At 60.0% G+C, this 23,766-nt stretch carries 26 protein-coding genes; 12 read left to right on the top strand and 14 right to left on the bottom strand.

Annotated elements, in window-relative coordinates:
• Positions 1-69: 69 nt before the first annotated feature.
• Together HX783_RS17180 and HX783_RS17175 are read left to right on the top strand one after the other, a co-directional pair.
• The gene (locus tag HX783_RS17180) at positions 70-270 is read left to right on the top strand and encodes a hypothetical protein (RefSeq protein ID WP_177017671.1); all 201 of its coding nucleotides are present in this window, start codon (positions 70-72) and stop codon (positions 268-270) included.
• On the top strand, positions 258-1,085 hold the full coding sequence (locus tag HX783_RS17175; protein WP_177017670.1) for a hypothetical protein: 828 nt from the start codon (positions 258-260) through the stop codon (positions 1,083-1,085). The genes HX783_RS17180 and HX783_RS17175 overlap by 13 nt, the downstream gene beginning before the upstream one ends.
• Before the next feature lie 15 nt (positions 1,086-1,100).
• Here the strand turns inward: HX783_RS17175 and HX783_RS17170 are convergent, their stop codons facing one another.
• Positions 1,101-1,280 carry an outer membrane protein gene (locus HX783_RS17170; protein WP_256347201.1) on the bottom strand — a complete coding sequence of 60 codons (180 nt, stop codon included), beginning with the start codon at positions 1,278-1,280 and terminating at the stop codon, positions 1,101-1,103.
• Positions 1,281-1,304: 24 nt separating this feature from the next.
• Between HX783_RS17170 and HX783_RS17165 the strand changes: the two genes are divergently transcribed.
• Positions 1,305-1,574 carry a hypothetical protein gene (locus HX783_RS17165; protein WP_256347200.1) on the top strand — a complete coding sequence of 90 codons (270 nt, stop codon included), beginning with the start codon at positions 1,305-1,307 and terminating at the stop codon, positions 1,572-1,574.
• A gap of 167 nt (positions 1,575-1,741) precedes the next feature.
• Positions 1,742-2,560: a 2,5-didehydrogluconate reductase DkgB gene (gene dkgB, locus HX783_RS17160; RefSeq protein WP_177017669.1), complete on the top strand. Its 819-nt coding sequence runs from the start codon at positions 1,742-1,744 to the stop codon at positions 2,558-2,560.
• Here the strand turns inward: dkgB and HX783_RS17155 are convergent.
• From HX783_RS17155 to HX783_RS17130, 6 genes are all read right to left on the bottom strand, one after another.
• On the bottom strand, positions 2,557-2,979 hold the full coding sequence (locus tag HX783_RS17155; protein ID WP_159955330.1) for a chemotaxis protein CheY: 423 nt from the start codon (positions 2,977-2,979) through the stop codon (positions 2,557-2,559). The genes dkgB and HX783_RS17155 overlap by 4 nt on opposite strands.
• Positions 2,980-3,112: 133 nt before the next feature.
• Positions 3,113-6,739 carry a transporter substrate-binding domain-containing protein gene (locus tag HX783_RS17150; protein ID WP_177017668.1) on the bottom strand — a complete coding sequence of 1,209 codons (3,627 nt, stop codon included), beginning with the start codon at positions 6,737-6,739 and terminating at the stop codon, positions 3,113-3,115.
• 6 nt (positions 6,740-6,745) lie between these two features.
• Positions 6,746-7,372 (bottom strand): response regulator transcription factor, encoded by a 627-nt coding sequence (locus HX783_RS17145; RefSeq protein ID WP_159955326.1) that lies wholly within the window; start codon positions 7,370-7,372, stop codon positions 6,746-6,748.
• A 300-nt stretch (positions 7,373-7,672) separates the two neighbouring features.
• Positions 7,673-8,389 (bottom strand): MgtC/SapB family protein, encoded by a 717-nt coding sequence (locus HX783_RS17140; RefSeq protein WP_159955324.1) that lies wholly within the window; start codon positions 8,387-8,389, stop codon positions 7,673-7,675.
• Between the two features lie 454 nt (positions 8,390-8,843).
• Positions 8,844-9,443: a GNAT family N-acetyltransferase gene (locus tag HX783_RS17135; RefSeq protein ID WP_177017667.1), complete on the bottom strand. Its 600-nt coding sequence runs from the start codon at positions 9,441-9,443 to the stop codon at positions 8,844-8,846.
• 12 nt (positions 9,444-9,455) lie between these two features.
• Positions 9,456-9,800 (bottom strand): FKBP-type peptidyl-prolyl cis-trans isomerase, encoded by a 345-nt coding sequence (locus HX783_RS17130; protein WP_159955321.1) that lies wholly within the window; start codon positions 9,798-9,800, stop codon positions 9,456-9,458.
• Positions 9,801-10,196: 396 nt separating this feature from the next.
• Between HX783_RS17130 and HX783_RS17125 the strand changes: the two genes are divergently transcribed.
• The gene (locus HX783_RS17125; protein ID WP_177017666.1) at positions 10,197-10,439 is read left to right on the top strand and encodes a DUF6124 family protein; all 243 of its coding nucleotides are present in this window, start codon (positions 10,197-10,199) and stop codon (positions 10,437-10,439) included.
• Between the two features lie 111 nt (positions 10,440-10,550).
• Here the strand turns inward: HX783_RS17125 and HX783_RS17120 are convergent, their stop codons facing one another.
• The 3 genes from HX783_RS17120 to HX783_RS17110 all read right to left on the bottom strand — a co-directional run bounded on the left by HX783_RS17120 (position 10,551) and on the right by HX783_RS17110 (position 12,732).
• The gene (locus tag HX783_RS17120) at positions 10,551-11,171 is read right to left on the bottom strand and encodes a hypothetical protein (protein ID WP_159955319.1); all 621 of its coding nucleotides are present in this window, start codon (positions 11,169-11,171) and stop codon (positions 10,551-10,553) included.
• Positions 11,172-11,393: 222 nt separating this feature from the next.
• Entirely contained in the window at positions 11,394-11,681 is a 288-nt protein-coding gene (locus HX783_RS17115) for a hypothetical protein (protein ID WP_256347199.1), read from the bottom strand.
• Between the two features lie 82 nt (positions 11,682-11,763).
• A complete protein-coding gene (locus HX783_RS17110; protein ID WP_177017665.1) occupies positions 11,764-12,732 on the bottom strand; it encodes a hypothetical protein in 969 nt (322 codons plus the stop codon).
• A 173-nt stretch (positions 12,733-12,905) separates the two neighbouring features.
• Between HX783_RS17110 and HX783_RS17105 the strand changes: the two genes are divergently transcribed.
• The 3 genes from HX783_RS17105 to HX783_RS17095 all read left to right on the top strand — a co-directional run bounded on the left by HX783_RS17105 (position 12,906) and on the right by HX783_RS17095 (position 15,084).
• On the top strand, positions 12,906-14,402 hold the full coding sequence (locus HX783_RS17105) for a PAS domain S-box protein (protein WP_177017664.1): 1,497 nt from the start codon (positions 12,906-12,908) through the stop codon (positions 14,400-14,402).
• Between the two features lie 131 nt (positions 14,403-14,533).
• The gene (locus tag HX783_RS17100) at positions 14,534-14,785 is read left to right on the top strand and encodes a CsbD family protein (protein WP_159955316.1); all 252 of its coding nucleotides are present in this window, start codon (positions 14,534-14,536) and stop codon (positions 14,783-14,785) included.
• Positions 14,786-14,799: 14 nt separating this feature from the next.
• Entirely contained in the window at positions 14,800-15,084 is a 285-nt protein-coding gene (locus HX783_RS17095; RefSeq protein ID WP_177017663.1) for a DUF1652 domain-containing protein, read from the top strand.
• On the opposite strand, the gene HX783_RS17090 is transcribed toward HX783_RS17095, so the two are convergent.
• The 3 genes from HX783_RS17090 to HX783_RS17080 all read right to left on the bottom strand — a co-directional run bounded on the left by HX783_RS17090 (position 15,047) and on the right by HX783_RS17080 (position 17,291).
• Positions 15,047-16,240 (bottom strand): MFS transporter, encoded by a 1,194-nt coding sequence (locus HX783_RS17090; protein WP_177017662.1) that lies wholly within the window; start codon positions 16,238-16,240, stop codon positions 15,047-15,049. The two genes, HX783_RS17095 and HX783_RS17090, sit on opposite strands and share 38 nt — an antisense overlap.
• Positions 16,241-16,316: 76 nt before the next feature.
• On the bottom strand, positions 16,317-16,625 hold the full coding sequence (locus HX783_RS17085; protein WP_177017661.1) for an RcnB family protein: 309 nt from the start codon (positions 16,623-16,625) through the stop codon (positions 16,317-16,319).
• Positions 16,626-16,832: 207 nt separating this feature from the next.
• Complete coding sequence (locus HX783_RS17080) at positions 16,833-17,291, bottom strand: transposase (RefSeq protein ID WP_177017660.1); 459 nt, start codon at positions 17,289-17,291, stop codon at positions 16,833-16,835.
• A gap of 341 nt (positions 17,292-17,632) precedes the next feature.
• On the opposite strand from HX783_RS17080, the gene HX783_RS17075 reads away from it, so the two are divergent.
• The 4 genes from HX783_RS17075 (at position 17,633) to HX783_RS17060 (ending at position 22,680) form a co-directional block, all read left to right on the top strand.
• Positions 17,633-18,190 (top strand): helix-turn-helix domain-containing protein, encoded by a 558-nt coding sequence (locus HX783_RS17075; RefSeq protein WP_177017659.1) that lies wholly within the window; start codon positions 17,633-17,635, stop codon positions 18,188-18,190.
• An 11-nt stretch (positions 18,191-18,201) separates the two neighbouring features.
• The gene (locus HX783_RS17070; RefSeq protein WP_177017658.1) at positions 18,202-19,548 is read left to right on the top strand and encodes a glutamine synthetase family protein; all 1,347 of its coding nucleotides are present in this window, start codon (positions 18,202-18,204) and stop codon (positions 19,546-19,548) included.
• A 15-nt stretch (positions 19,549-19,563) separates the two neighbouring features.
• Entirely contained in the window at positions 19,564-20,664 is a 1,101-nt protein-coding gene (locus tag HX783_RS17065; RefSeq protein WP_177017657.1) for a DNA alkylation repair protein, read from the top strand.
• A 156-nt stretch (positions 20,665-20,820) separates the two neighbouring features.
• Positions 20,821-22,680, top strand: coding sequence for a DUF3857 domain-containing transglutaminase family protein (locus HX783_RS17060; RefSeq protein ID WP_177017756.1), 1,860 nt, complete (start codon positions 20,821-20,823; stop codon positions 22,678-22,680).
• A 142-nt stretch (positions 22,681-22,822) separates the two neighbouring features.
• On the opposite strand, the gene HX783_RS17055 is transcribed toward HX783_RS17060, so the two are convergent.
• Entirely contained in the window at positions 22,823-23,716 is an 894-nt protein-coding gene (locus tag HX783_RS17055) for a LysR family transcriptional regulator (protein WP_177017656.1), read from the bottom strand.
• Positions 23,717-23,766 lie beyond the last annotated feature (50 nt).

Below are 23,766 nucleotides of genomic sequence, written 5' to 3'. Positions count from 1 at the left end.
ATGCCATCAATGGTCGTGAGGCCAGATCGCTTGCTATAAAACTGGCTACTTCTTTGCGAGGTTGTCGCCATGAACTTATTGCATTTGCTGTTTGGAAAACCGACTCCGGATGATTGGGATCGAGTCAAAGCCGTCAAATCCTATAAAAGCTGGAAGATCCATGATTGTGGCATTGGCGTCGACGCTGCCGAGGTTGCGCAATCGCAGAATTACAAGGACGCGATACGTCAGGCCCGGCAAATGGAGGTCGACGACATATGGGCCTGCTGATAATTGTACCGTTGCTTGTCAGTGGCTACATGGTCTGCATCAGACACCCTTTTTTCTACCATCGTCTGCACCGTTTTCAAGGGCAACTGCTCTACCTGCAAGTTGCAAGGCTGGGCTTGGTTTGCCTGATCATCGCTACAATCCTGAGTGCCATTATTCTTGCGTTGTCGAAGCAGAAGGTCGAAGTCGCGGGGTATGCGATTGCAACAGACTACAGCAGCTATCTAGGTGCCATGTTGGTACAGCTCGACATTGCCAATGAGAAAAACGGCGCACTGTGGGTATTTCTACTTCAGATAGGGCTTACCGCCATGGCAATTCCTTTGGGCTGGGCAAAACTCTACGTGCGCCTGCGAAAGAAAGTGCTGAAACTGGAAACGGACGAACAACTCCATTACTTGCTGTCGTTGGGTGTTCTGGAAGGCAACGCTTTCAGGCGCTTACTGAGAGAGTCCATTGAGCAGCGGGCACCTTGCATGTTCAGCTTGAGCGATCGCAAAGTGTACGTCGGCATTGTGGTGTTCGTCGGCGAACCCACTGAGTCCGAGGGCATGGATCACGCCTTCACCCTGCTTCCTATTCTCAGCGGCTATCGGGACAAGGACACACTGGAGGTCACGTTCAATACCCACTATACAAACACGAACCAGCCCCTGCCGATCATGCTGGTCCAGGAAAACGTCCTCTCTGCCACTCGCTTCGACTTCACGAGCTGGAACACTTTCCAATCGCGCAAAAACCGCAAGACGCGACAGGGCCAGTTTTACCACCACCGCCCTGCGCGCCCCGTAACAGCCTCACGCGCCTGCGCATGAGGTGGCGTAACACCGTCAGTCAAACTTCCAGTTCAACCCAACACGCAACATCTGCCCATCGTTTTTGAACTTGGAGTCATAGCCAGTACCCGCCCCGCCGCTGCCCGGAATTACCGCCACGTTCAGCTTGTCCTGGCCCAGGTCGTAGTACAGGTACTCGGTCTTGAACGACAGGTTTTTGGTGATTGACTGCACGATACCTGCCCCCACGGTGTCGACGTGATCAACGACGGCGCCGACCCGGATGCCACGTGGTCGGACCCGGACATGCAAGCCGCCAGCAGGCTGCACAACGCCATCGATCAAGTGAACCAGTGCGTCTATCAGCAGAATGTGGCCCGCCATATGAGCGAAGGCAGCGGCATGGGCACGACGCTCACCGGCCTATGGCGCCCACAGCTCGATGGGGCCGCTGCTGGTGTTTCACGTCGGCGACAATACGCCGGGCGCGACAACGTGACGGTGCTGCTCGCCTGGTTCGACCGCTGAACGCCTTCACGGCCACTTGAAGACCTCGTCCACCGGCACGCGTTTTATTTGCAGCGGGCGACACTCGTGACTTCTGGTAAAGAGTCCTTTTCGGATTCGACGGTTTTTCCGAAGGAACGACGGGCAGATACTCGACTCCATTGTTTATCCCCTCTCAGGAGTTACTGATGTCTATCCCTACCCCAAACGTCCCCACCTTCGGCCTTGGCACTTTCCGCCTGCAAGGCCAGGTGGTGATCGACTCCGTGAGCACCGGCCTGGAACTGGGCTACCGCGTCATCGACACCGCGCAGATCTATGAGAACGAAGCCGATGTCGGCCAAGCCATTGCCAACAGCGGTGTGCCGCGTGACGAACTGTTTATTACCAGCAAGATCTGGATCGCCAACTTCGCCGAAGGCCAGTTGATCCCCAGCCTTAAAGAAAGCCTGCGCAAGCTCAAGACCGACTACCTGGACCTGACCCTGATCCACTGGCCATCGCCGGACGACCAGGTGCCCGTGGCCGAATTCATGGGCCAATTGCTGGAAGCCAAACGCCTGGGTCTGACTCGCCAGATCGGTATTTCCAACTTCACCATTGAGCTGATGAAGCAGGCGATTGCGGCGGTTGGCGCCGAGAACATCGCCACCAACCAGGTCGAACTGCACCCCTACCTGCAAAATCAGAAAGTGGTGGATTTCGCTACCGCCCATGGTATCCAGATCACCTCCTACATGACCCTGGCGTATGGCGAAGTGCTCAAAGACCCGGTGATTCAGCAAATCGCCGAACGCCACCAAGCCACCCCGGCACAGGTGACTCTGGCGTGGGCGATGCAGCTGGGCTACGCGGTGATCCCATCGTCGACCAAACGCGCCAACCTGGAGAGCAACCTGAAGGCCCTGCAACTGAGCTTGAGCCCTGCCGACATGGCGCAGATTGCCGGCCTGGAACGTGGCCATCGCCTGACCAGCCCCAAGGGCATCGCACCGAAGTGGGACTAAACCCCGGTAGCAGGCCGGCCGGATAACTCCCGCAGCCACGGCAACACCCGCAGGCCGCGCGAGGCTTGCGGTGGGTCGATGATGTCCATAAAGTGTTCGAGGTTGACGGTGTCCGGCGCGCCAGGCAACCGCACCCGTACCGTCGGCGTCGCGCCGGCGGGGGCACCCAGGTCCTGATGGTCGTAGACCAGCACATGCCGCACCTGAGGCTGTGGCCCACTTGCATGGGCCGCCAGCCCGCCATTGATGATCAGCACATCAAAGGGCTCAGCGGGGATGGCGGTGAGGATCTGGACTTCGTCGAAGGTTTGCACCGGAACAATCCGGTAGTACCCCAACTGGTTGAGCATTTTTTCGATGTACAGGCGTTGCAGGTGCTGTTCATCGGCAATCAGGATGGTCAGTGCTTTGTTCGGCATGGCAAACCCCGGGCAGGCTGTGCTCGTCAGTGAGCAGCGCCCATTGTCCAGACATATCCCGTAGACAAAATCAGGCTTGTTCCCCCTTCACGTAGGAGTTCTCCCAAAACCGCCCAATGGCGATCAACCGCAGTCACGGCCGATTGCAATAAGCATTCAGGCCGTCACGCAGATTGCCAATCGCCTCGCCCACCGCTTCCGCCGCCCCACCCAGTGCGGCGCGGTCTTGCCGTTGGCAAACCCCCTCCAGCGTTTCACAACAAACGATCAACACCTGCGCCTTCACCATCCGCGCCCCGCCCTTGGCACGGTGGGCGAGATCATGCAGCGCGTGAAAATTGAACTGGCGTTGCAGCCTCGGTAAAAGCGCGCGGTCATCTTCCAGGCTGTCGACCAGCGGCACCAAGAGTTCCCTCAGCGCTGCATGATCATCGCCCGTCAGCGAAATCAACGTGCTCAAATCAAAGGCCATTTCAGCTTCAACTGCACCCGGGCTGGCCGTGAGCGAGGCCAGGGCCGAGCGCAAGTCATCAAGCCCGGCAGGTTTGAACAGGCAGTCGTCCATGCCCGCTTGACGACAACGCTCGGTCTCTTCCGGTTGCGCATTGGCGGTGAACCCCAGCAACAGGCACGGCGCCAGACCTTGCTCACGTTCTTGCGCGCGGATATCACGCGCCAAGGTGTAGCCGTCCTTGAGGGGCATGTTGCAATCGGTGATCACGGCGTCAGGCTGCCTGGTCTTCCACAGCTCCAGGCCCTCGATGCCGTCTTCGGCCGTAATGATGCGATGCCCCAGGTGGCTCAATTGCCGCGCCAGCAGCAAACGGTTGGCCGGGTAGTCATCCACCACCAGAATGTCCAATGCGCGCGCCGGCTGCACGACAGGGCCAGGTGTTGGAACCGCGACCGGCAACGCAGCCGTGCGGGTCACTATCAACATCACGTCTACCCGTGAACCCTGGCCGAGCACGCTGCTCAACTGCAGATTACCGCCCATCATTTCACACAGGTTTCGGCTGATTACCAGCCCCAGCCCCGACCCGCTGCGCGCCGACTGCTCAGTGTTGCTCCCCTGAATAAACGGGTTGAACAGGCGTTGCTGGTCTTCAGCGCTGATGCCAATACCGGTGTCTTCCACCCATAACCTGAGGCTCAGCTGGCCGGTATCGGGGGCCGGCAAACTGCGCGCACCCAGGCGCACCTGGCCCTGGGAGGTAAACTTGATGGCATTGCTCAGCAGGTTGGACACCACCTGTTTGAAGCGCAACGGGTCGGCCAGAACCTGGCAATCAATCAGCGGATCAAGTTCTACCTGAAACACCAGGCCTTTGGCACGCGCCAGCCCCTCGAACACCCGCACCACCGACATCAGCAGTTCATGCAGGTTGGCCGACTCCAGCGCCAGGGACAAATGCCCGGACTCGATCCGGGCGATATCAAGAATATCGCCAATCAACTCCAGCATCCCGTGGGACGCAACCGAAGCCACCTCCAGAGCATCGCGGTCGGCGCGACCCTGCTCGGCGTTCGCAAGGGCCAGCTCGATCATGCCGATCACGGCATTCATGGGCGTGCGGATTTCATGACTCATGGTCGCCAGGAAGGTGGTCTTGGCGCGGTTGGCGGCGTCGGCATCTTCCTTGGCTTCCTGCAGTTGACCCAACAGGCGCTGGCGCTCACTCACGTCCACCCAACCGGCAATCATGCCCACCACCTTCTCGTCGCCGTCACGGTAGGGCAACATCCAATGGTAGATGGTCAGCACTTTGCCATTGGGCAACTTGAGTACCCGATCATGAATCTGCGGCTCGCCACGCGCCATCAGCTGCAGGTAGTCCTCATGGAAAGACCGGGCCTGTGGAGGGTTGCCGGAATCGGTTTGTATGACCGTCTTGCCGATCACTGCTTCGAGGGTAAAACCAAATACCTCCAGGTAAGCACTGTTGCAGGCCATCAACCTGCCCTGGCGGTCACGCACGTAAATCGGATGCGGCGTACCGTCGATCAGTACACCCATGAAACGCATCTGGTCGCTCAAGGCACGTTCGGCCTGGGCACGTTTGCGTATCAGGCTGCGCAGGTAAAAAGCCCAGCCCAAAGTGACCACCAGCAACAGCGCCGCCAGGCCGAACCCTTGAATGATCGCACTGCGATGGCGCAACCAATGGTCTTCGACGATCACGTCAGTGCGCCACTGGTTGACCAACTCGTCCAATTCCTGGGGTGGGATGCTCAGCAACGCCTTGTCCAGTATCGAGTACAACTCCAGCTGGCCACGGTTGACCCCAAATGTCATGCGTGCAGGTTCAGAACCGACGGTGCTGGTCACGCGCAAGGTGTCACGGTATTGCAAGGCGATAAGGTAGCGCGCATTGATCATTGAATTGACGGCCGCCTCGGCGGCGCCGGAGGCCACCATCGCCACGGCTTGTGTAGGGTTTTTGGCCGTCACGAAGTTGATACCGGGATAGTCGCGATTGATCAACTCACGCAGCGCACTGCCGGCGGTTATCGCAAGGCGCTTGCCTGGCATGTCGTCCAGGGTCATCGTCGCGGGGTCGTCATTGCGCGTAACCAGCACCAGCGGATTGGTCAGGTAGGGCCGGGTAAAGCGCACTTGGTCAGAGCCTTCGACGCTCGGCGTGATCACCGCCATCATGTCCGCCCTGCCGGTGCTGACCGCGTCAATCTGCTGGGGCATTGATCCGCCCGGGACAACATCGAACTTCAACCCGGTGCGCAGGCTGATCCGCGATAAAACGTCAGCACTCAAGCCGTCTAATTGCCCTTGTGCGCTAAAGGATGCCAAAGGCAGCATCTGGTCGGACGCTACCACCCTGACGCGCGGATGCTTGTCCAGCCAACGCTGCTCGTTGGTGCTCAAGTGCAGCCGCTCAGCACCGAGCAGGCCTAGATTGCCGCCGCTCCAACGACGCAATATTTCCATCTGCTCGTTAGCCGGGACCGCCCTCAGCGCTGTATTGATGATGCGCAGCAACCGGGTGTTGTCGCGCGCAACAGCGAAGGCGAAAGAGTTGGATTCCAGCGTGGAAAAATCCGCCATTTGCACGTTGTTCAGGTGGTTGCGGCTGATCTGGTAGTTGGTGCTGATGGCGTCGCCCAGGTAGACATCGGCGCGACCGAACGCCACGGCGCCGATGGCCTCGAAAATAGACGGGAATAATTCCAAGCGCGCCTGGGGATAGAAGGCCTGTACGACATCGGGCGGCATGTAGTGATAGAGCATGGCCACGCGCTTGCCGGCCAGATCGACCGTCAAGGCCTGGGTGTCTGCGGTAGGGGTTACCAGCACGGGCTGATCATTGGCGTAGGAACGAGACAGCACCAACTGCGGGTCACCCGCCTCAAAACCGTTGGCGGTTCCGAGGAAGTCAATGGTGCCCTGCTTGAGCGCCTCGATCACTTCGTCACGGGTGTCGTAGCGCCGAACTTCCACGGCGACGTTCAGCGCCTGGGAGAGCAACCGCGCGTAATCGGCGGTGATCCCCTCAAGTTCGTCGTTATTATTTGTCAGTTCGAAAGGCGCATAGTCCGGCGCCGAGACCCCCATAAACAAGGTACGACGCTCGCGCAACCAGTGCCAGTCCGCCTCGCTCAGCACCACGGACAAACCATTGCCATCCAGCGTGGCGTGCCCCAACAAGCGCAGCGGGTGAGGCTCATCCAGGGCCAGCGCCGCCATCGGCAGCAGGCCCATCAATAGGGCAATCATCAACTGTCGAATGCGGGTTGGGGTCATATCGAATCAGATCAGATGATTACGCTGGGCGAACTTGGCCATGTGCACCACCGACGACATGCACAACTTGTCCTTGAGCCGCGTCTTATAAGTACTGATGGTCTTGTGGCTCAGCAGCATTTGTTCGGCAATCTGGTTATTGCCCAGGCCCAGCGCCAACATACGTAACACCTCCACCTCGCGGTCCGACAGGCATTCCACCAACTGCAACTCCGAGGCCTGCAAATCATCACGGCGCACCGAACTGGTCGGTAAGCTGGGGAAGCAGCTGTAGTTGGACATCACGGCCTTGATCGCCTTTTGCAGCTCGTCCAACTCCCCGGTCTTGGCGACAAACCCCATGGCCCCGGCGCGCATGCAGCGAGCAGAGAAAAACTCTGGCAGGGACGATGTCAGTACCAGCATCTTGCATGGCAGGCCCAGCGCCTTGACCCGGCTGATCACCTCCAGCCCGCCCAGCTTCGGGATGGCCAAGTCAAGAATAATCAGGTCTGGGCGCCCTTCCCTGGCCTTCTGCACAGCATCCGCGCCGTTACCCGCCTCATCAATATCGGTAAACCCTTCTTGCTTGAGCAGGAACCGAACGGTTTGGCGAATAAACGGATGATCGTCGACTATCAATGCTTTGATCATAAAAATCCCATGGCAGGTAAGTAGCCTTACACATCAAGTGGGACACAGGTACCTGTGAGAAATGACAGTGCCGACCAACGGTACTGCCTTTACTCAGGACGATAGCCAGGCTGTGCCTGGTCCCTTCGATTGAAAAAAGTTGAACACTTACAGCTAAACCAACACCGCCGGCTAGCTGCAAGTGCGCAACCTTAACAACGAAATGACGCTTCATCCGAAGGGATAATCCCATCAAAATGTAGGATTTATCCGAGCAAGGCGTCCCCCATCCTGCACGTGGCGACGCCTTCGAGCAGCCGACTAATCCGTGGTGCTCGGGCTCCAGAACGCCTGCACCACCAAGGTCGAGGTGGAAATACGCGCAACCAGCGCGTCCAGCTCGTCGCCGTCAACCGAGGTCGCGACCAGGGTGGCCTCGATCTCCACTTCTTCACTGCCAAATGGCCGAACATCGACGTCGCTGGCCGGGTAGTTGCAGCGCGCCAATTCGGCTTCCAGCAAGACCATCACCGCCTGTTGCTGGCTGCGCCGCGCGATGACATAGAGGATGTTGGTGACCTCCGCCGACACCACGTCCAACGGCTGGCGGTTGATGTTGTTGACGATCGGGCGCAGCAAGGTGTTGGCCGCCAGCACAAACAGCGTGCCCAGCAGCGCTTCCAGGATCAGGTCGGCCCCCGCACACGCACCGACTGCTGCCGATGCCCACAGCGTGGCGGCGGTGTTGAGCCCGCGCACGTTGCCTTCTTCGCGCATGATCACGCCAGCCCCCAGAAAGCCGATGCCCGAGACCACATACGCGACCACGCGCACAGCGCCTTCAGCGCCGCCGAGGCGGTTGGCCATGTCGACAAAAATCGCCGCGCCCACCGCCACCAGCACATTGGTGCGCAAGCCCGCCGTCCGTTGACGGTACTGGCGCTCGAAACCGATCAAGCCGCCGAGGATAAACGCCGCAGTGAGGCTGACGACGGTATCGACCAAGGAATTGAGGTTGATGTTGTTGATTGCTTGCATAGGAAATCTCCCCGTATGCGCACGAACCCTGTGGGTGCGGGCAAGCCCGGCCCCCACATTTAATCGTGATGTCGATTAAAGCGGTGCTGGTCAGCGTCGATGAGAGGGATTCAGGCAGGTGCCAGAACAGGCGCTGCCGGGATGCCGCTGCTCGCTTTTTTCAGGCGAGATAACGGCATCGGAAAAATGCGCGTTACCTTGCCAAGTAGGTGCCGATTACTGAAACCGGCCGACAACTGTCACTTGAACAAGTACCCACTGAGGGTCTCCGCTATTGATTAAAACGCGCGGAGTTTACGCCCCGATGTCAGGGGAGTAAACCGTAGGAAAACTTACCGATGGGGAACAAGCCGATGCTTCAGGATGAGTTCAGGAACCGAGTTCCAGGATTTACCAACATTCAAATGTGGGAGCTGGCTTGCCAGCTCCCACAAGAGACGGTGAACATTCACGATTACGCAGCACCGGGCCGATCCCGCTCAACAGACGCCAGGTATTCATTCACCCGCCCACCCGCCAACGCCTTGACCTGAATCGACACCCTATTCACCTGCCGCCCCATCGTAATACCGTCCCGCGTGCGCACCTGCACATACCCAAGTTTGGGCCAGAAGCGCCCGGCCTTGGCATTGCCGACAACCACCGTCAATCGCAACCACTGGGCACCCTTGCTGACAGCCCACGTCTCAAGCTCCGCATGCAGCCGCCGCGCCAGCCCAGTGCCATGCCAGCGCGTATGCACCAGTAACAGCCCGATGTGCCACACCCCGGTGGCGAGCAAATCTGCGGCGATGTTCACCACGGCAACCAGCTGATCATCCGCATCGCGGTAACCCAGCCAATACATCCGGCTGCAGCTCCAGCCCGCAGGCAAATCGCCGCGCAATTCGTCACGCGCTTCGGTTGGCGTGGCGGGTTCGCCGTTGACCGCGATGAAGTAGTCAGGCGCTTGCTCGAAAAAACGCTGCAGTTCGGCTTCATCACTGTCATGCAGTTCAACCACCCGAATAGCCTCGGTGGAGCAGCCAGGCAACCGCTGTGACTCAACATCCATGTTCAACTCCTTTCAATCATCCCGCGTCAGCACTTCCAGCAACTCGATCTCAAAACGCAAGTTGCTGTTGGGCTTGATATGCGCGCCCATCGAGCGCTCGCCGTAGGCCAGGTGCGCCGGTACAAACAGCGTGCGTACGCCGCCGACCTGCATGCCCATCAACCCCTGGTCCCAGCCCTTGATCACCCGCCCGGTGCCGATCACACACTGGAACGGCTTGCCGCGCTCCCAGGACGAATCGAACACCGTGCCGTCTTCCAGGGTGCCGGTGTATTGGGTGGTGATCAACGCGCCCTTGACCACGGCTTTGCCGGTGCCCGGGCGAGTGTCGGTGATCTGCAGTTCGTCGTTGCTCATGTGGGTCTCGTTGAATGCGTAAAGGCTGGGGTTTTCCCAGAATTGGGCAGGTTTGGCAAGTGTAGGAACAGTCTGATCAGCGACATTTCCCTTTAACTTGCAGGACGTTTCCGAGAGAATCCCAACCGCTTGCGCCGCTCAATTCGCATGGCTAGTCTTCGCCGGTCACTGCCAATTCAGTGATTCGGGGTTTGGTAGACCACGAGTGATTAGGCGCAAAGCGCCACCTTCTGCAAGGCGCTTTTTTTCGGCCCTGCGTTATGGTGGCCGTGCGTAGGGCACCTTCGGGTGCACCGGGTCCTAATCACCGGTCTACCAATCTGCGCACGGTCACCACCCTAAAAGTCGTTTGGTAGCGATGGTGGTGACATTCCAACTTTGGTTAGGAGTTGAACCATGGACAAACTTGTCCCCGCACCACCCGCATCAGAACCGCCCTTCTTCACCACCACCCAAGAGCTCAGCTTCGAAGACGCCCTGGCCCACGCCAGCAGCGTGCTGCGTTGTGCCGCCGTTACGGCGCAGGCGGCGATTGATCAATTGGAAGGTGACTCACGCACATTGGTGATTTCGGTATTGCACCTTGTGGACATGGCCAGTGTGATGGTCGATCGGTCAGTGGAGTGCATGCAAGCGTAAAACAACCCATTTGTGGCAAGCGGGCTTACTGTGGCAAGTCCGCTCACCACAACAGGCCCGCGCTCCAGAACCAGTGCATTTACCTCCGCAACACCCTTGGCAGCGTTGGCCCTATAGCCAATGCCAGAACCGGCTCCAGAACCCACGCCCCAAATCATCCTTGCACCCTGCATATTGCGCCGCGTACATCTGCGAACGTGCCTGTACCTTGCTCGCCACCGGCGGCAGCCAGGCTTTGGCGGCGTAGGTGCGCTGGCGGTAGCCGCCCCAGCCTTCGTGGTAGTTCAGGTATTGGCCGTAGGCGTCGTACTTGTACACGCCGTTGATGGTGTAGGTCTTGTCCATGTACCAGCCGACGAAGTCGATGGCATCGTCAAAATCCTTACGGTTGGCGCCGCTGCGGCCGGTGCTTTTACGGTAGTCGTTCCACACTTCATCCTTGGCCTGGGCGTAGCCGGCAGCCGTAGAGACGCGGCCCCAGGGGATGATCCACAACAGGTATTTGCGCGGGGCCAGGGCGTCCTGATGGAAACCGGATTCCTGGTACATGATGGCGAACGGCACTTGGATCGGCACGCCCCAGCGCTTTTGCGTGACTTTGGCGGCGTCGTACCAATCATCTTTTTCGCGAAAAATGCCGCACAGGTCGTTGGGCGTGCGTGGCGGTGAGGTGCCGCACGCCGCCAGCAGTGAAGTGAGTAATAACAGTCCGACGGCTTTGCCTGCGCTCAAAGGGCACCTGTGCGTGATATGCGTAAAAGGCGGGTATTTTACGCATTCATTCAGGCGGATGGGTTATTGGGTTCACTACATAACCCTGTGGGAGCGGGCTTGCCCGCGAAGGCGGTCTGTCAGATACACAGATGCTGACTGATCTACCGTATTCGCGGGCAAGCCCGCTCCCACATTGGATCGAGGGTGTTGGTTAGATCGCATTCGGCGTGATGACTGCTGTTACTTCCAGCTCCAGCATCCCGCTGCTGGGCAACCCGGCCACGCCCACCGCCGAACGTGCATGGCGGCCGTGTTCGCCGAACAGGCGGTGAGTGACGAGGAGGAATGGCTGCATTGCGGCGGCACCAGCACGAACTGGCGGTCGACCACCGAGGTGCTGCGCCCGCTGTCTTCATCCTTGAAGCGCAACAAGCCGTGCTCGGGCACCATCAACATGAACTCGTCATGGGCGTGGGCCCCGGTCTCGTAGGCACCGTTGGAATTGAAGACGCTGTAGATATCACGCATCGCCAAACACTGCAGGGGAATGGAATGCTGACACCAGCATGTTGGGTGCCAGTGAAAAGCGGCGTCCTTGCCGCACAAACGGTTAAGCCAAAGGCACGCGGCGCGTGGTCAGCGCAGTGCGACCGACGAAGAAGCTCAAGGCGGCGCCCAACAACAGCATGGCCAAGGTGCTCCAGGCCGCGCGGGAGAGCTGTTTGGCCGCGACCTCACCGGCTTCACGGGCTTTCTGCTCGGCCTGTTGCTTCAGCTCATCGACCTTTTGCATGGCTTGCTGATAAGCCTGCGCATAGTTGTCGACGATCTGCGTGGCTTCTGCCTTGCTCTTGCCGGTACGGGCCGCAACGATATTGACCAGTGCGTCTTTATCAGCCGCATTCAACGCAGGCTCACCCGAGGCTTTTACGCGCTCGAACCACTGCTTGAGTTGGTCGCCCGCCTGGGCTGGGTTGGTGGCGGCATCCGTCGCCGTTTGCTTGCCATCGGCAGCGGCCTGGTCGGTTTTCTGCTCAACGTTGGCCGGGTCCAGCTCAGGCTTGCCGCTTTGCTTGAGCAAGGTGTCGAGCTGGCCTTGCAGGCTGTTCCAATCCAGGTGAATGCCCTGCTCGTCCAGCTGCTGTTTGACGCTATCGCTGATGCCCGGTGCTGCGGCGGCGATACCGCTACCGGCAGCAGACAGGCCTTTGCCGACGACATTGCCCGCCGTGCCCACTACGCTCGATGCCAGCGCCGCCAGCAGCCAGGTGGTGAACAGCGTGGTCAGCGTCCAGGTCAGCACGCCGTGCAGGCCGCCGCGATCCGGCGCGGTACGCCCGGCCACAAAAGCACCGACGCCAATCGCTACCAGCGTCGACACAAACAGCCAGATGCCGGCGCCCGTGCCGAAGCCGCGCAACGGGTTACCGGCTTCCATCGGGTTGACGGCACTCGCGCCAATGGCCGTGCCCAACACACTCAGCACCAGGTAGGTCACCAGGGCAATTGCACTACCCGCCAGCACAGAGCTCCAAGACACGCGAAACGGTGAACGGTTGGTTTCATAGACAGTGGTCATGATTAATCCTTTGAGTGATTTGACCGTCTCAGTCTGGCGAGCGTCGTGGCGGTCGTCCTCATTCAAATGCACCAGTCCATCTGGTGCATTCGCACCCCGCACCGGGCAACTTCTCTGCACTATCCTGAAGCCCGAGTGTCGTACTTCCCATGCGCCCATCCCCCGGAGAGACCATGACCCAGGACGTTCTTGCCAAAGAAACCAACCGCCGCCAATTGCAGCAGATCATCTCCGGATTGTCTGACGGTGTGATCCTGGCCGAGGTCGACCAGACCATTCTCTGGGCCAACGAAGCCGCGCTGACCATGCACGGGGTCAGCGAGGTCGAGGAACTCGGCGCCAATACCGAGGAATACGCCCAGCGCTTCGCCCTGCGCTACCGCAATAATCACCCTTTAGTGCTCGACAACTACCCGCTCAGCCGGGTGGCGGCCGGTGAAGAGTTCAGCGACGTGGTAGTGGAAGTCACCCCCGCCGCCGATGAACAACGCAGTTGGGTCCACCGCTTGCGCAGTCTGGTGTTGACCAACGCGCACGGTGAGCCGGAGCTGCTGGTGCTGATCCTCAGCGACGCCACCGAGTGGGCCAGCGCCGAGCAGCGCTTCGAGAAAACCTTCAACGCCAACCCGGCACCGGCGGTGATTTGCCGCCTGAGCGACTTGCGCTACATCAAGGTCAATCAGGGCTTCCTGGAAATGACCGGCTACAACCGCGACCAGGTCATCGGCCGCTCGGTGTATGAATTGGACGTGCTGGAACAGGCCGAGCGCAAAGACCTGGCCATCCAGCGCCTGGGCGAAGGCGCGACCATCCCGCAGATGCAGGCCGAGCTGCGCCTGCCCGAAGGCGGCAGCAAACTGGTGATCGTCGCCGGCCAGCCGTTGGACATGAACGAAGAAGACTGCATGCTGTTTTCCTTCACCGATCTGGAGCCACGCCGCAAGGCGGAAACTGCCTTGCGCCAGAGTGAGGAGCGCTTTGCCAAGTCCTTCCGCCTGACACCGGTGCCGACCTTGATGTGCAGCGCCGCCAACCGCCAGGTGGTGGATATCAACGAAGCGTTCATGAACATCACCGGCTATACCAGCGAGGAGCTGATCGGCAAGGCCATCGAAGATATTCATTTTATCGACAGCCCCCAGGCCGGCGCGCAGTTGTTCGCCACCCTGGAAAAAGTCGGCAACCTCGACGGCCAGGACCTCAAGCTGCGCAAAAAAGGCAACGAGGTGATCGACTGCGTGGTGTCTGCCGATACCGTGATCATTGAGGACGTGCCCTGCTACCTGCTGGTGATGATGAACATCACCGAGCGCAAACGCTCGGAACTGGAACTGGTGGCGGCCATTGAGGAAGTCATGCAGGACGCCTCCTGGTTCAGCCAGACCCTGATTGAAAAACTCGCCAACGCCAAGAGCGTCAACAGCCCCAACCTGCCCAACGTGGCGTTTACCGACCTCACGGCCCGTGAGCGCGATGTGCTGGGCTTGATCTGCGAAGGCTTGGCCGACAAAGAAATCGCCTCGCGCCTGAAACTCGCGCCCAACACCGTGCGTAACCATGTGGCCACGGTGTACTCCAAGCTGGGGGTGCACAGCCGTAGTGCAGCCATCGTTTGGGCCCGTGAACGCGGGCTGTTCGCCGGGGAATTGCGCGTCAAAAGCAAGAAATAGAGTGCAAATGCACTAGTGCGACCAGTGCAAATTCGCCTTATTCCCGGGGGGCGCGGTGCTTAACCTTGAAGAGTGGGCACAGGGCCTTTGGCCCCGTGCCGTAATGAGTTGATCTCTTGAAGGAATGCACGATGAAAAGCGAACAAGTCAAAGGCGCCGTCGAGAAGGTTGCCGGCAAGGCTCAGGGTTTTCTCGGCGACTTGACCGGTGATGAGCAATTGCAAGCCGAAGGCGTTGCCCGCCAGGCCGCCGGCCAACTGCAGCAAACCTATGGCGACGCGTTGGATACCGTCAGTGATTTTGCTCGCAACAAGCCGCTGGCGACCGTGGCTGTCGTCGCCGGCGTCGGCCTGTTGGTGGGCCTGTTGCTGCGCCGTCGTTGAGGGGGCTAAGTCGCATGTTTACCCTCTCCCAGCTGCGTAATTGCATCGAAGAAGGCCTGTCGCCGCTGACCTGCGAGTTCACCCTGTGCCGGGATGCGTCCTTGACCCTCAAGGTCTTCGACGCCGAAACCGGCCGGGTCGACCTGGTGGTCACCGGCATCAGCACCAATCGGCTGCAGACCCCGCAGGAAGTGGAAAAAATGGTCGAAGAATTGCGCTACGAACTGCAAAGCAACACTGTTGGCAAAAATGTCGGCCAGCTCACGCTGGATGATTTGCCTTTAACGACGAACCAATGAAATAGAACACCCCACCTCCGACGATAAACGCCCCAAGCATGTAAAACATGAAGGGGGCCGGCAGGCTGGCCAACACCAGCCCACACAACACCGGCCCCAGCGCAGCCCCCAGGTTGGACAGGTTCTGCGCGCCGTAATACATGCCGCGCAGGTGGTCCGGCGCAATCCGGTCGATAAACATGTATTCGGCCGGAAACACGATAATCTCCCCCACGGTAAACACCGCCATCGCCAGCACCCACCACAGCACGCTGGTGGCCAGTGCAAAGCCCATCACCCCGAGCATGAACATGCCCAGGCCAGCGATCAGCCACTGGCTCAGATAGCGGTGCGAGATGCGCCGGCCAATCACGTACTGCAAGGCAATCACCAGCACCGCATTGGTGGTGAGCACGGCGCTGATTACCGTGTAGGTATATTCCGCGGTGGTGGTCGTCACCAGGTACTGCGACAGGTAGGCCGTGAACTGCCCGAACACTACGGCACTGAGCAGGCCGCCAAAGGTGAAGCACACCAGGCGCCGGTCCCGCAGCAGTACACGGCCGACGGCGAAAAACGACACCGGTTTCTGCGTAGCATCAGCGGTGGCCAGCGAGCGGTCGCCCCAGCGCCAATACAGCAGGAAAAACCCCACGCCCAGCAGCGCCGAAAGGATGAACGGCAGGCTGATGTCGAGCTTGGCCACCATCGCGCCAAAAAACGGGCCGACGGCATAGCCGATATTGGTCAGGGTGTACTTGATGGAAAACACTTCGCTGCGCGCGTGTTCCGGAAGCAAGCTGGCGAAACCGGCTTTGACGGCAATGTCGATCACGGCGTACGCCAGGTTGATCAGGATCAGGCAGCCATAGAACAGCCAGATACCGTGAGCCACCACCGTGCCGATAAACCCCAGTACAAACAGCGCACTCAAGCCGAGCAGCAGCCGATAACTGTTGACGCGATCGACCAGAAAACCGCCGTACACACTCAGCAGTGAGCCGACAATCAACGAACTGCCGATCACCAGGCCCACCTGGGTAATGTCGAGGCCGAAGTGATGGGTGAGGTAAATGACCAGGTACGGAAAGGTGATCGCCTTGGCCAGCGTCAACAGCAATGTGGCCAATAGCAACAGGTTAACGCTGCGCGGGTAGTGTCTTATTGTGGCAAGCATCCTGCTCTCATTCTTTGAAGGTAACGCGACCTGTGTGGCCGGTTACCTTACCGCAAGAGCCAGGAAAAAAGACCGGTCATTTCTTGACGGGGGTGATCTCGAGGATAGTGCCGTTGGTGGTTTTGAGCAGCACGAACTTGTCACCCACGCGGGCCCATTGGCTGTCGGCTTCAGGCTGCTTCAAACCGCGCTTTTTCCAGTCGCTCACGGCGGATTCCTTGCGCATCAGCATATCCGGGGCGCGGTCGCCTTCTTTCAAATCGCGTGCGTTGATGCTCGAAGGCTTCACCGTTTCCTGCGGGGTATCACCGGCTTGCACGACAAAGCTGGCGGTGGACAGGCCCGCGGTGAGCAGCAAGCAGGCGGCGAGGGTTTTAGACTTCATGGGTGCTCCTTCAATGATTGGCGCGTACCCAGGTTCCGACCGCAGGCACGCGGAATCATTCAGCCCGCTTTCAATCCTTGCTCCCGCCGGGCTGCGCAGCAGCCCCAAAAGCCTCACCGCACACTCCCTGGATGAATGCGGTGAATGAATTGGGGCAGCTTCGCTGCCCAGCGGGAGCAAGCTCCCTCGCCACAAGGTGTCTTGCCTCTACAGCCAGGCAGCATCCCAAAGTGGGTAGTTACCGATGTGCTCTACCAAGCCCGCTCGCAGTGGATTGGCAATGATATAGCGCGCGATTTTTATAAGGTTTTCTTCAGCGCGCGCCGCACGGTCATGGTAGCCGCTCTGCCAAAAAGCACCTTGCGTCCCACAGGCTCGATTGATGGCCAGCGTGCTGCGCGACTTCACGCGCTTCATTACGTCGGGCAGCGTGGCGTCTCTGAGTTCGAAAAGCCAATGGAAATGGTCCGGCATGATGACCCAAGCCAGAGAGTTGACCAGATTTAGGTCATGAGCTTGTTTCAATTCATCCACCAGTAACCGCCCCACGCGAAAATTGGTAAATACCGAACGGCGCTCATAAACCACAGCGGTTACCAGATAAGCACGCCCTGACTCCGAATAACGACCGCGCCTAAGCAAATGAGAATTGGGCTTTTGAAGCAATCCTTTGCGTCCTTGAATGAATCAATGATCCATTCAACCTAGCAGGCAACCACGATAACCCTGCCCGATACAGTTTCCCCATGTGTCCCCGGATCCCCTGTGGCGAGGGAGCTTGCTCCCGCTGGGCTGCGCAGCGGCCCCAAAAGCCTCACCGCACACACCCTGAATGAATGCGGTGAATGAATTGGGGCAGCTTCGCTGCCCAGCGGGAGCAAGCTCCCTCGCCACAAGGGCTCTGCAGCGCCTGCTCTAACAAAAACAGATGCGCTTCAAGATCCATCAGCCTTGCCCCCATGAAATTAATCCTGTAATTTTTCATGAAATTTCTCGACATAAATTTCATGAACCAACAACAAGAACTCGACGCCCTCGCCGTCCTGATCCACGACCTGCGAAAACACAAGAAGCTCACCCTCGCCCAACTCGCGCAAAAAATCGAGCGTTCGGTGGGTTTCCTGTCACAGGTCGAGCGCGGCCTGTCGCGCCCCACCGTGGCCGACTTGACCGCCATCAGCCATGCCCTCGATGTGCCCACCACCTACTTCTACAGCCTGCCCAAACCCAAAGCGGTGAACTGGGTGACGCGCCCCAACGAGCGGCGCACGGTGTATTACGCCAATGGCATCACCGACATTCTGGTCTCGCCGAGCATGAACGGCGCCTTTTCGATGCTCGACAGCCTGCTCGCGCCCGGCGCCAACAGCGGCGAGCAAACCATGAGCGACCGCGCCGAACAGGCCGGTTTTGTGCTGGAGGGCGAGTTGACGCTGTGGGTTGAAGGTGAGGCCGACGCGGTCACCCTCGGCCCTGGCGACAGCTTCCACCTGGCCAGTTTTGCCCATTGCCGCTACGCCAACCTGACTGATCTGCCCGCCCGCGTGCTGTGGGTTTACAACTAGGAGCAACACCCGTGAAAAACCAGTCTTCCACGTTGCTGGCCGAAGTACGGACCTTTCGCCAGAACCACCCCGACGTGCGTTACGTCGACCTGATCGCCCTGGACATTCCGGGGCACTTCTACGGCAAGCGCTACCCGGTGGACATGCTGGAAAAGGTCGCCGCCGGCAGCCCGTTGAAACTGCCGCAGAACGCCGTATTGCTTGGCGCACAGGGCGGGCTGTTTAAGATTGGCGATTATTGCTTCCACGACGGCGACCCGGACGCCAACCGCCGCCTGGTGCCGGGCACACTCAAGCCGGTGAGCTGGGAGTCGCAGCCGCTGGGGCAGATGCTGATTACCTCGGACGGCACCGAAGCCCCCATCGAGTTCGAACCCCGCGAAGTGCTGGCCAAGGTGCTGGAGCGCCTGCACAGCAAGGGTATTCACCCGGTGGTGGCGTTCGAATTGGAGTTCTACCTGTTCGACAAGAAGCTCGACAACGGCTTGCCGCAATTCGCCCGCGACCCGCTCAGCGACGACACCGATGACCAGCCCACTCTGCATATCGAACGGCTGTCGCGCTTCAGCGAGGTGCTCGACGACATGGCGCAAACCGCCAAGGACCAGGGCATCGACATCACGGTGATCACCGCCGAGCTCGGCCCCGGCCAGTTCGAAATCAATTTCGGCCACCTGGAAGATGGCCTGCGTGCCGCCGACTGGGCCGCGCTGTTCTGCCGCAGCACACGTGGTGTGGCGCTCAAGCACGGTTACCGCGCCAGCTTCATGGCCAAGCCGTACCTGCAATTCCCCGGCAGCGGCATGCACGTGCATGTCAGCCTCTACGACGCGGCGGGCAATAATTTGCTGGCGGCGCACCAGCAGCAACCCCTGCGCCATGCCGTGGCCGGTTGCCTGGAGCTGCTGCCGCACTGCATGCCAATCTTCTCGCCCAACCACAACGCCTTCCGCCGGCTGGGTGGCACGGTCAACGCGGCAACCCGCGCCAGCTGGGGTTTTGAAGACCGCGACGCGTGCGTGCGCATCCCCGAGTCCGACCCGCGCAACCTGCGCATCGAACACCGCCTGGCCAGCGCTGACGCCAACCCGTACCTGGTGCTGGCGGCGATCCTGGCTGGACTTGAACATGGCCTTGAAGCCAGGCAAGAACCCATCGCGCCCTTGAACGAAGACCGCCTCAGCGGCACTGACTTCCCCGTGGAAATGCTCGATGCGGTACGCGCCATGCAACATCAACCGGTAGTGCGCGATAAGCTCGGCGCAGAATTTGTAGACGTGTACTGCGAGAACAAACGCCAGGACCACCTGGCCTTTCAACAAGAGATCAACGCGCGGGAATACCGCTGGTTTCTCTAACCCCTGGAACCACCGATGACCGAGCAAAGCGCACCCGCCCTCAAGGAAATCTTCAACGTCGAACGCCTGCAACACATCGCCACGCAGATGTCGGCGGTGTACCCGGCGTTCGACGCCAAGGGGTTTCTCAAGCACGCCAAGGCCGGGCTGGCCGAGTTGTCGGTGATGCAGCGCATGGCGCGAGTCAGCGAAAGCCTGCACGCGGTGATCGCGCTGGATTACGCGCAAACCCTCAAGCTGCTCTACGCCCTGGCACCGCGCCTGAACAGCGCGTTTGTCAGCCTGTTCCTGCCGCACTACGTGGCGAGTTACGGCCAGGATGATTTCAAGCGTTCCATGGCCGCGCTCAAATACTTCACCACCTTTGGATCGGCCGAGTTCGCCATCCGCCACTTTCTGTTGCACGACTTCCAGCGCACCTTGGCGGTCATGCAGGAATGGTCACTGGACGCCAACGAACACGTGCGCCGCTTGGCCAGTGAAGGCTCGCGCCCTCGCCTGCCGTGGTCGTTTCGCCTGGCCGAGGTGCAGGCCAACCCCGAGCTGTGCGCCTCGATCCTCGACAACCTCAAGGCTGACAGCAGCCTGTACGTGCGCAAGTCGGTGGCCAACCACCTCAACGACATCACCAAGGACGACCCGGACTGGGTGCTCAGCCTGATCGAAGGCTGGAACCTGGAAAACCCGCACACCGCGTGGATCGCCCGCCACGCGCTGCGCAGCCTGATCAAACAAGGCAATACCCGCGCGCTGACGCTCATGGGCGCCGGGGCCAAGGCCGAGGTGGTGATTGGTGAGTTGAACGTTACACCCGCGGTGATCAACCTCGGTGAGCGCATCACCCTGTCGTTTACGCTGCAATCCACCGCCGCCACCGCGCAAAAGCTGGTGGTGGACTACGCCATCGACTACGTAAAAAGCGCCGGCCACAGCGCGGCCAAGGTGTTCAAACTCAAGACATTCACGTTGGACGCAGGCGAGCACCACAGCATTCGCCGCGAACAACACATCCGTGAACTGACTACCCGCAAGCACTACCCTGGCAGGCATTCGGTGCACGTGCTGGTCAACGGCGAGCGGCTCGCCAGCGCCGAGTTCGACCTGCTAAAACCCTGACATGAATCAAAGAAAAGGCTCTAGCTCGGGCCTTTCAGCCCTATAAATTGTCGAACAATCCTGGAATTTGTTGTTGCGATCAATTATCATCCGGCGCCTTCTCACTGCCCGTTGGGCAGTTGTTTCAATGTGTCACCCGAGGCGCCAATGTACTGTTTGCAGCGTTTTTCGTTTCACCGCTCTTTGATTGTCATCAGCCTGGGGCTATTTACCCATTCTGTTAACGCCGCCCTGCAACCCATGGCCGAAGCCCCGCTGGCCAGCGACACCGAGCTGCATTGCCACTTCAACCGCGACGCCAGCACCGACTGCACCACCACCCAGCACTATACGATCCTCAAACCCAACGGCCGCGAAATGCTCTCGCGCATCGACTTCGACTATTCCGAAGGCGATACCTTTGAGGTCATCAGCGCGCAATCCACCCAGCCTGGCGCCAAGCCGATCGCACTGGACGCGGCGCAAATCGACACGCGCACCGCACCCAACCCGGACCAGGGTTTCAGCCGCGACAAGCAAACCTCCCTGGCGTTTCCAAACCTGCGCGTGGGCACACAAATTCGTTTCACCGTGCGCGAACATCGCGCGGCCAAACCCCTGGTGACGCAGTTTCACTACGCCCTGATGTTCGGCCCCAGCGCGTTCCGTCGCGACCACGTCAAGGCGCGCTTTACTGCCGAGCGGCCGATCCAGTGGCGCAGCGAGCTGTTCGACGGCTTCACGGTGACGCCATCGGCCAATGGCAAGACCTTGGACGTGGTGCAAAAGAAACCGACTTACCTCAACTACATCAATGAATCTTCCAGTGCCACGCTGTTGCGTATCCCGCGCCTGGAAGTCGGCAGCGCCGTGGATCGCCAAGCGTATTTCGGCGATTTCGCCCAGCGTTACAACCAGATTCTCGGCGCCAAACTGCCTGCGCAAGCCGCCGCCGCTGTAGTCGCCGCGCGCAGCTTGGCGCCGGCCGAACAGGTCGCCGCGCTGATGCAGCACATCAACGACCACTACCGCTACCTCGGCGACTGGCGCGCTACGGAGCGCGGCTATGTGCCGTTCAACCTGGAGGAAATCGAGCAGCATGGTTATGGCGACTGCAAAGACCTGGCGATTTTGCTGACCGCCATGCTCAAGGCCAGCGGCATCAAGGCCGAGACCGCCTGGGTCAGCCGTGGCGATGTGGCGTATGCGTTGCTGATCCCCGGCACCAACGCGCCGAACCATGCGATTGTGCGCGCCGAAGTCGACGGCCAGGTCTGGTGGCTCGACCCGACCAACCCGGTTTTCGCCCCCGGCCAAACCCTGCCCGACATCCAGGACCGCTGGGTGCTGGTCAACAATGCCCAGGGCCAAGTGCGCGAAGAACAGATCCCGCTGGAACGCCCCGAAACCACCCTGCGCCTCGACAAACAGGTGCATTTCGACAAGCAGGGCAATGGCGCCACCCAGGCCACCATCACTTTCAGCCGCTTGCCGCTGATGCAAATGAGCGTGGCCGACCGCCAGCAAGGCACCACCGCCACCGACCAGAACATCTGCGCCAACTTCGGCAACGAAATCAGCGACTGCCAGATCACCCGCCAACCCACGGCCTTTGTGGTGCGCGACGGCTACACCGTCAGCGCGACCATGAACGACCAACGTGCGCTGGAAAAACTGGCGAGTGACTATGTCTACACCGATGAATCGCTCAAAGGGCGTTGGGATGGCTTCATCAACTACCGCCGCCACCACCAGCAGGCCGACCTTGACCTGGGTAACCCGCAGACCCACGATTACAGCTTCACGCTGACAGGTGGGCAGATGGAAAAAGCCATCCCCGGCTGCCAGGCGCGCTCGCCGTGGTATGACCTGGATCTGGAAGGGAAACGCACCGATGACGGGCTGCGCTATCACTATCGCCTGAGCCAGAAGACGCGCTGGCTGACCCATGCTGAAGTCGCCAGTGACGCGTTTGGCAAGATGATTGACGAGGCGCGGGCGTGTGCGGAGCAGGTGCATCAGGTGGTGAAGCTCTAACCGCACTGTAAGCGCAAATCCAATGTGGGAACTGGCTTGTGTGGGAGCTGGCTTGCCTGCGATGGCATCGACTGGTTCTGCCTGATACACCGAGGTGTCTGCATCGCAGGCAAGCCAGCTCCCACATTTTTATCCGGTTACTTCAGTAGGATTCGCCGAGCAGCAAACGCTGCTCCCTTGCACACAACTCCACCACATAATCCCACAACACCCGCAGCCGCACCGACTTGTGCAGCTCCCGCCGCGAGCTGATCCAGTAGCTGCGTTGAATCCCCTCCGCCGGCAGCAGCGCCACCAGGTCCGGGTCACCCGCCGCCATAAAGCATGGCAACACGGCAATCCCCAAGCCCGAGCGCGCTGCCTGGTGCTGGGCGATCACGCTGGTGCTGTGGAACACCACCTTGGGGTTGCGGCAAAAGCTGCTGAGGAACTTCAGTTCCTGGCTGAACAGCAGGTCATCGACGTAATCGATCCAGGCATGCACGGCGAGGTCTTCGCGTTTTTCAATCGGCGGGTTGCGGTCCAGATAGGCGCGGCTGGCGTAGAGCGCCAGGCGGTAGTCGGTGAGTTTGCGCGTGACGAGTTGATCGACGCTGGGGCGTTCGAGGTGGATGCTGATTTCCGCTTCGCGGTTGAGAATGCTGACGAAACGCGGCACGGCCACCAGTTCCACTTCCAGCCCAGGGTAACGGTCGAACAGCCCGCCCATGCGGCTGGCGAGGAACATCACGCCCAACCCTTCGGCCACACCGAGGCGAATCTTGCCCAGGGGCGCGGCGCAATGGGTGAGTTCGTCTTCGGCCAGCAGCGCGACGTTTTCCATGGCTTCGGCATGTTTGAGCAGGGCTTCGCCGGAGGGCGTCAATTCGTAACCCTGGGCGTGCTGCACAAACAGCGCGGTGCCGAGGCTTTTCTCGATGGCCTCGATATGTCGGGCCACGGTGGCGTGCGTGGTTTTCAGGCGCTGCGCGGCGGTCAGCAGGCGGCCGCTGCGTTGCAACTCGAGAAAAAACCGCAGGTCATTCCAGTCGAACATGTCGCCTCCAATGCGAGAGCCGGTGCCGCGCTGTTTAAAAACGCACAGCA

Origin of the sequence: Pseudomonas sp. D2002, assembly GCF_013385735.1 — a bacterium.
GTDB lineage: Bacteria > Pseudomonadota > Gammaproteobacteria > Pseudomonadales > Pseudomonadaceae > Aquipseudomonas.
The sequence above is the reverse complement of the archived record's forward strand: the minus strand, read 5'-3'. Positions and strand labels throughout refer to the sequence as shown.

Bases quoted from the DNA above. Each gene is read 5' to 3' on its own strand.
- dkgB (WP_177017669.1), top strand. From the start codon at position 1,742: ATGTCTATCCCTACCCCAAACGTCCCCACCTTCGGCCTTGGCACTTTC.
- HX783_RS17135 (WP_177017667.1), bottom strand. From the start codon at position 9,443: ATGGATGTTGAGTCACAGCGGTTGCCTGGCTGCTCCACCGAGGCTATT.
- HX783_RS17115 (WP_256347199.1), bottom strand. From the start codon at position 11,681: ATGCGTGATATCTACAGCGTCTTCAATTCCAACGGTGCCTACGAGACC.
- HX783_RS17085 (WP_177017661.1), bottom strand. From the start codon at position 16,625: ATGAAGTCTAAAACCCTCGCCGCCTGCTTGCTGCTCACCGCGGGCCTG.
- HX783_RS17065 (WP_177017657.1), top strand. From the start codon at position 19,564: ATGACCGAGCAAAGCGCACCCGCCCTCAAGGAAATCTTCAACGTCGAA.
- HX783_RS17110 (WP_177017665.1), bottom strand. From the start codon at position 12,732: ATGACCACTGTCTATGAAACCAACCGTTCACCGTTTCGCGTGTCTTGG.
- HX783_RS17150 (WP_177017668.1), bottom strand. From the start codon at position 6,739: ATGACCCCAACCCGCATTCGACAGTTGATGATTGCCCTATTGATGGGC.
- HX783_RS17090 (WP_177017662.1), bottom strand. From the start codon at position 16,240: ATGCTTGCCACAATAAGACACTACCCGCGCAGCGTTAACCTGTTGCTA.
- HX783_RS17055 (WP_177017656.1), bottom strand. From the start codon at position 23,716: ATGTTCGACTGGAATGACCTGCGGTTTTTTCTCGAGTTGCAACGCAGC.
- HX783_RS17125 (WP_177017666.1), top strand. From the start codon at position 10,197: ATGGACAAACTTGTCCCCGCACCACCCGCATCAGAACCGCCCTTCTTC.
- HX783_RS17180 (WP_177017671.1), top strand. From the start codon at position 70: ATGAACTTATTGCATTTGCTGTTTGGAAAACCGACTCCGGATGATTGG.
- HX783_RS17175 (WP_177017670.1), top strand. From the start codon at position 258: ATGGGCCTGCTGATAATTGTACCGTTGCTTGTCAGTGGCTACATGGTC.
- HX783_RS17105 (WP_177017664.1), top strand. From the start codon at position 12,906: ATGACCCAGGACGTTCTTGCCAAAGAAACCAACCGCCGCCAATTGCAG.
- HX783_RS17130 (WP_159955321.1), bottom strand. From the start codon at position 9,800: ATGAGCAACGACGAACTGCAGATCACCGACACTCGCCCGGGCACCGGC.
- HX783_RS17145 (WP_159955326.1), bottom strand. From the start codon at position 7,372: ATGATCAAAGCATTGATAGTCGACGATCATCCGTTTATTCGCCAAACC.
- HX783_RS17140 (WP_159955324.1), bottom strand. From the start codon at position 8,389: ATGCAAGCAATCAACAACATCAACCTCAATTCCTTGGTCGATACCGTC.
- HX783_RS17155 (WP_159955330.1), bottom strand. From the start codon at position 2,979: ATGCCGAACAAAGCACTGACCATCCTGATTGCCGATGAACAGCACCTG.
- HX783_RS17100 (WP_159955316.1), top strand. From the start codon at position 14,534: ATGAAAAGCGAACAAGTCAAAGGCGCCGTCGAGAAGGTTGCCGGCAAG.
- HX783_RS17095 (WP_177017663.1), top strand. From the start codon at position 14,800: ATGTTTACCCTCTCCCAGCTGCGTAATTGCATCGAAGAAGGCCTGTCG.
- HX783_RS17075 (WP_177017659.1), top strand. From the start codon at position 17,633: ATGAACCAACAACAAGAACTCGACGCCCTCGCCGTCCTGATCCACGAC.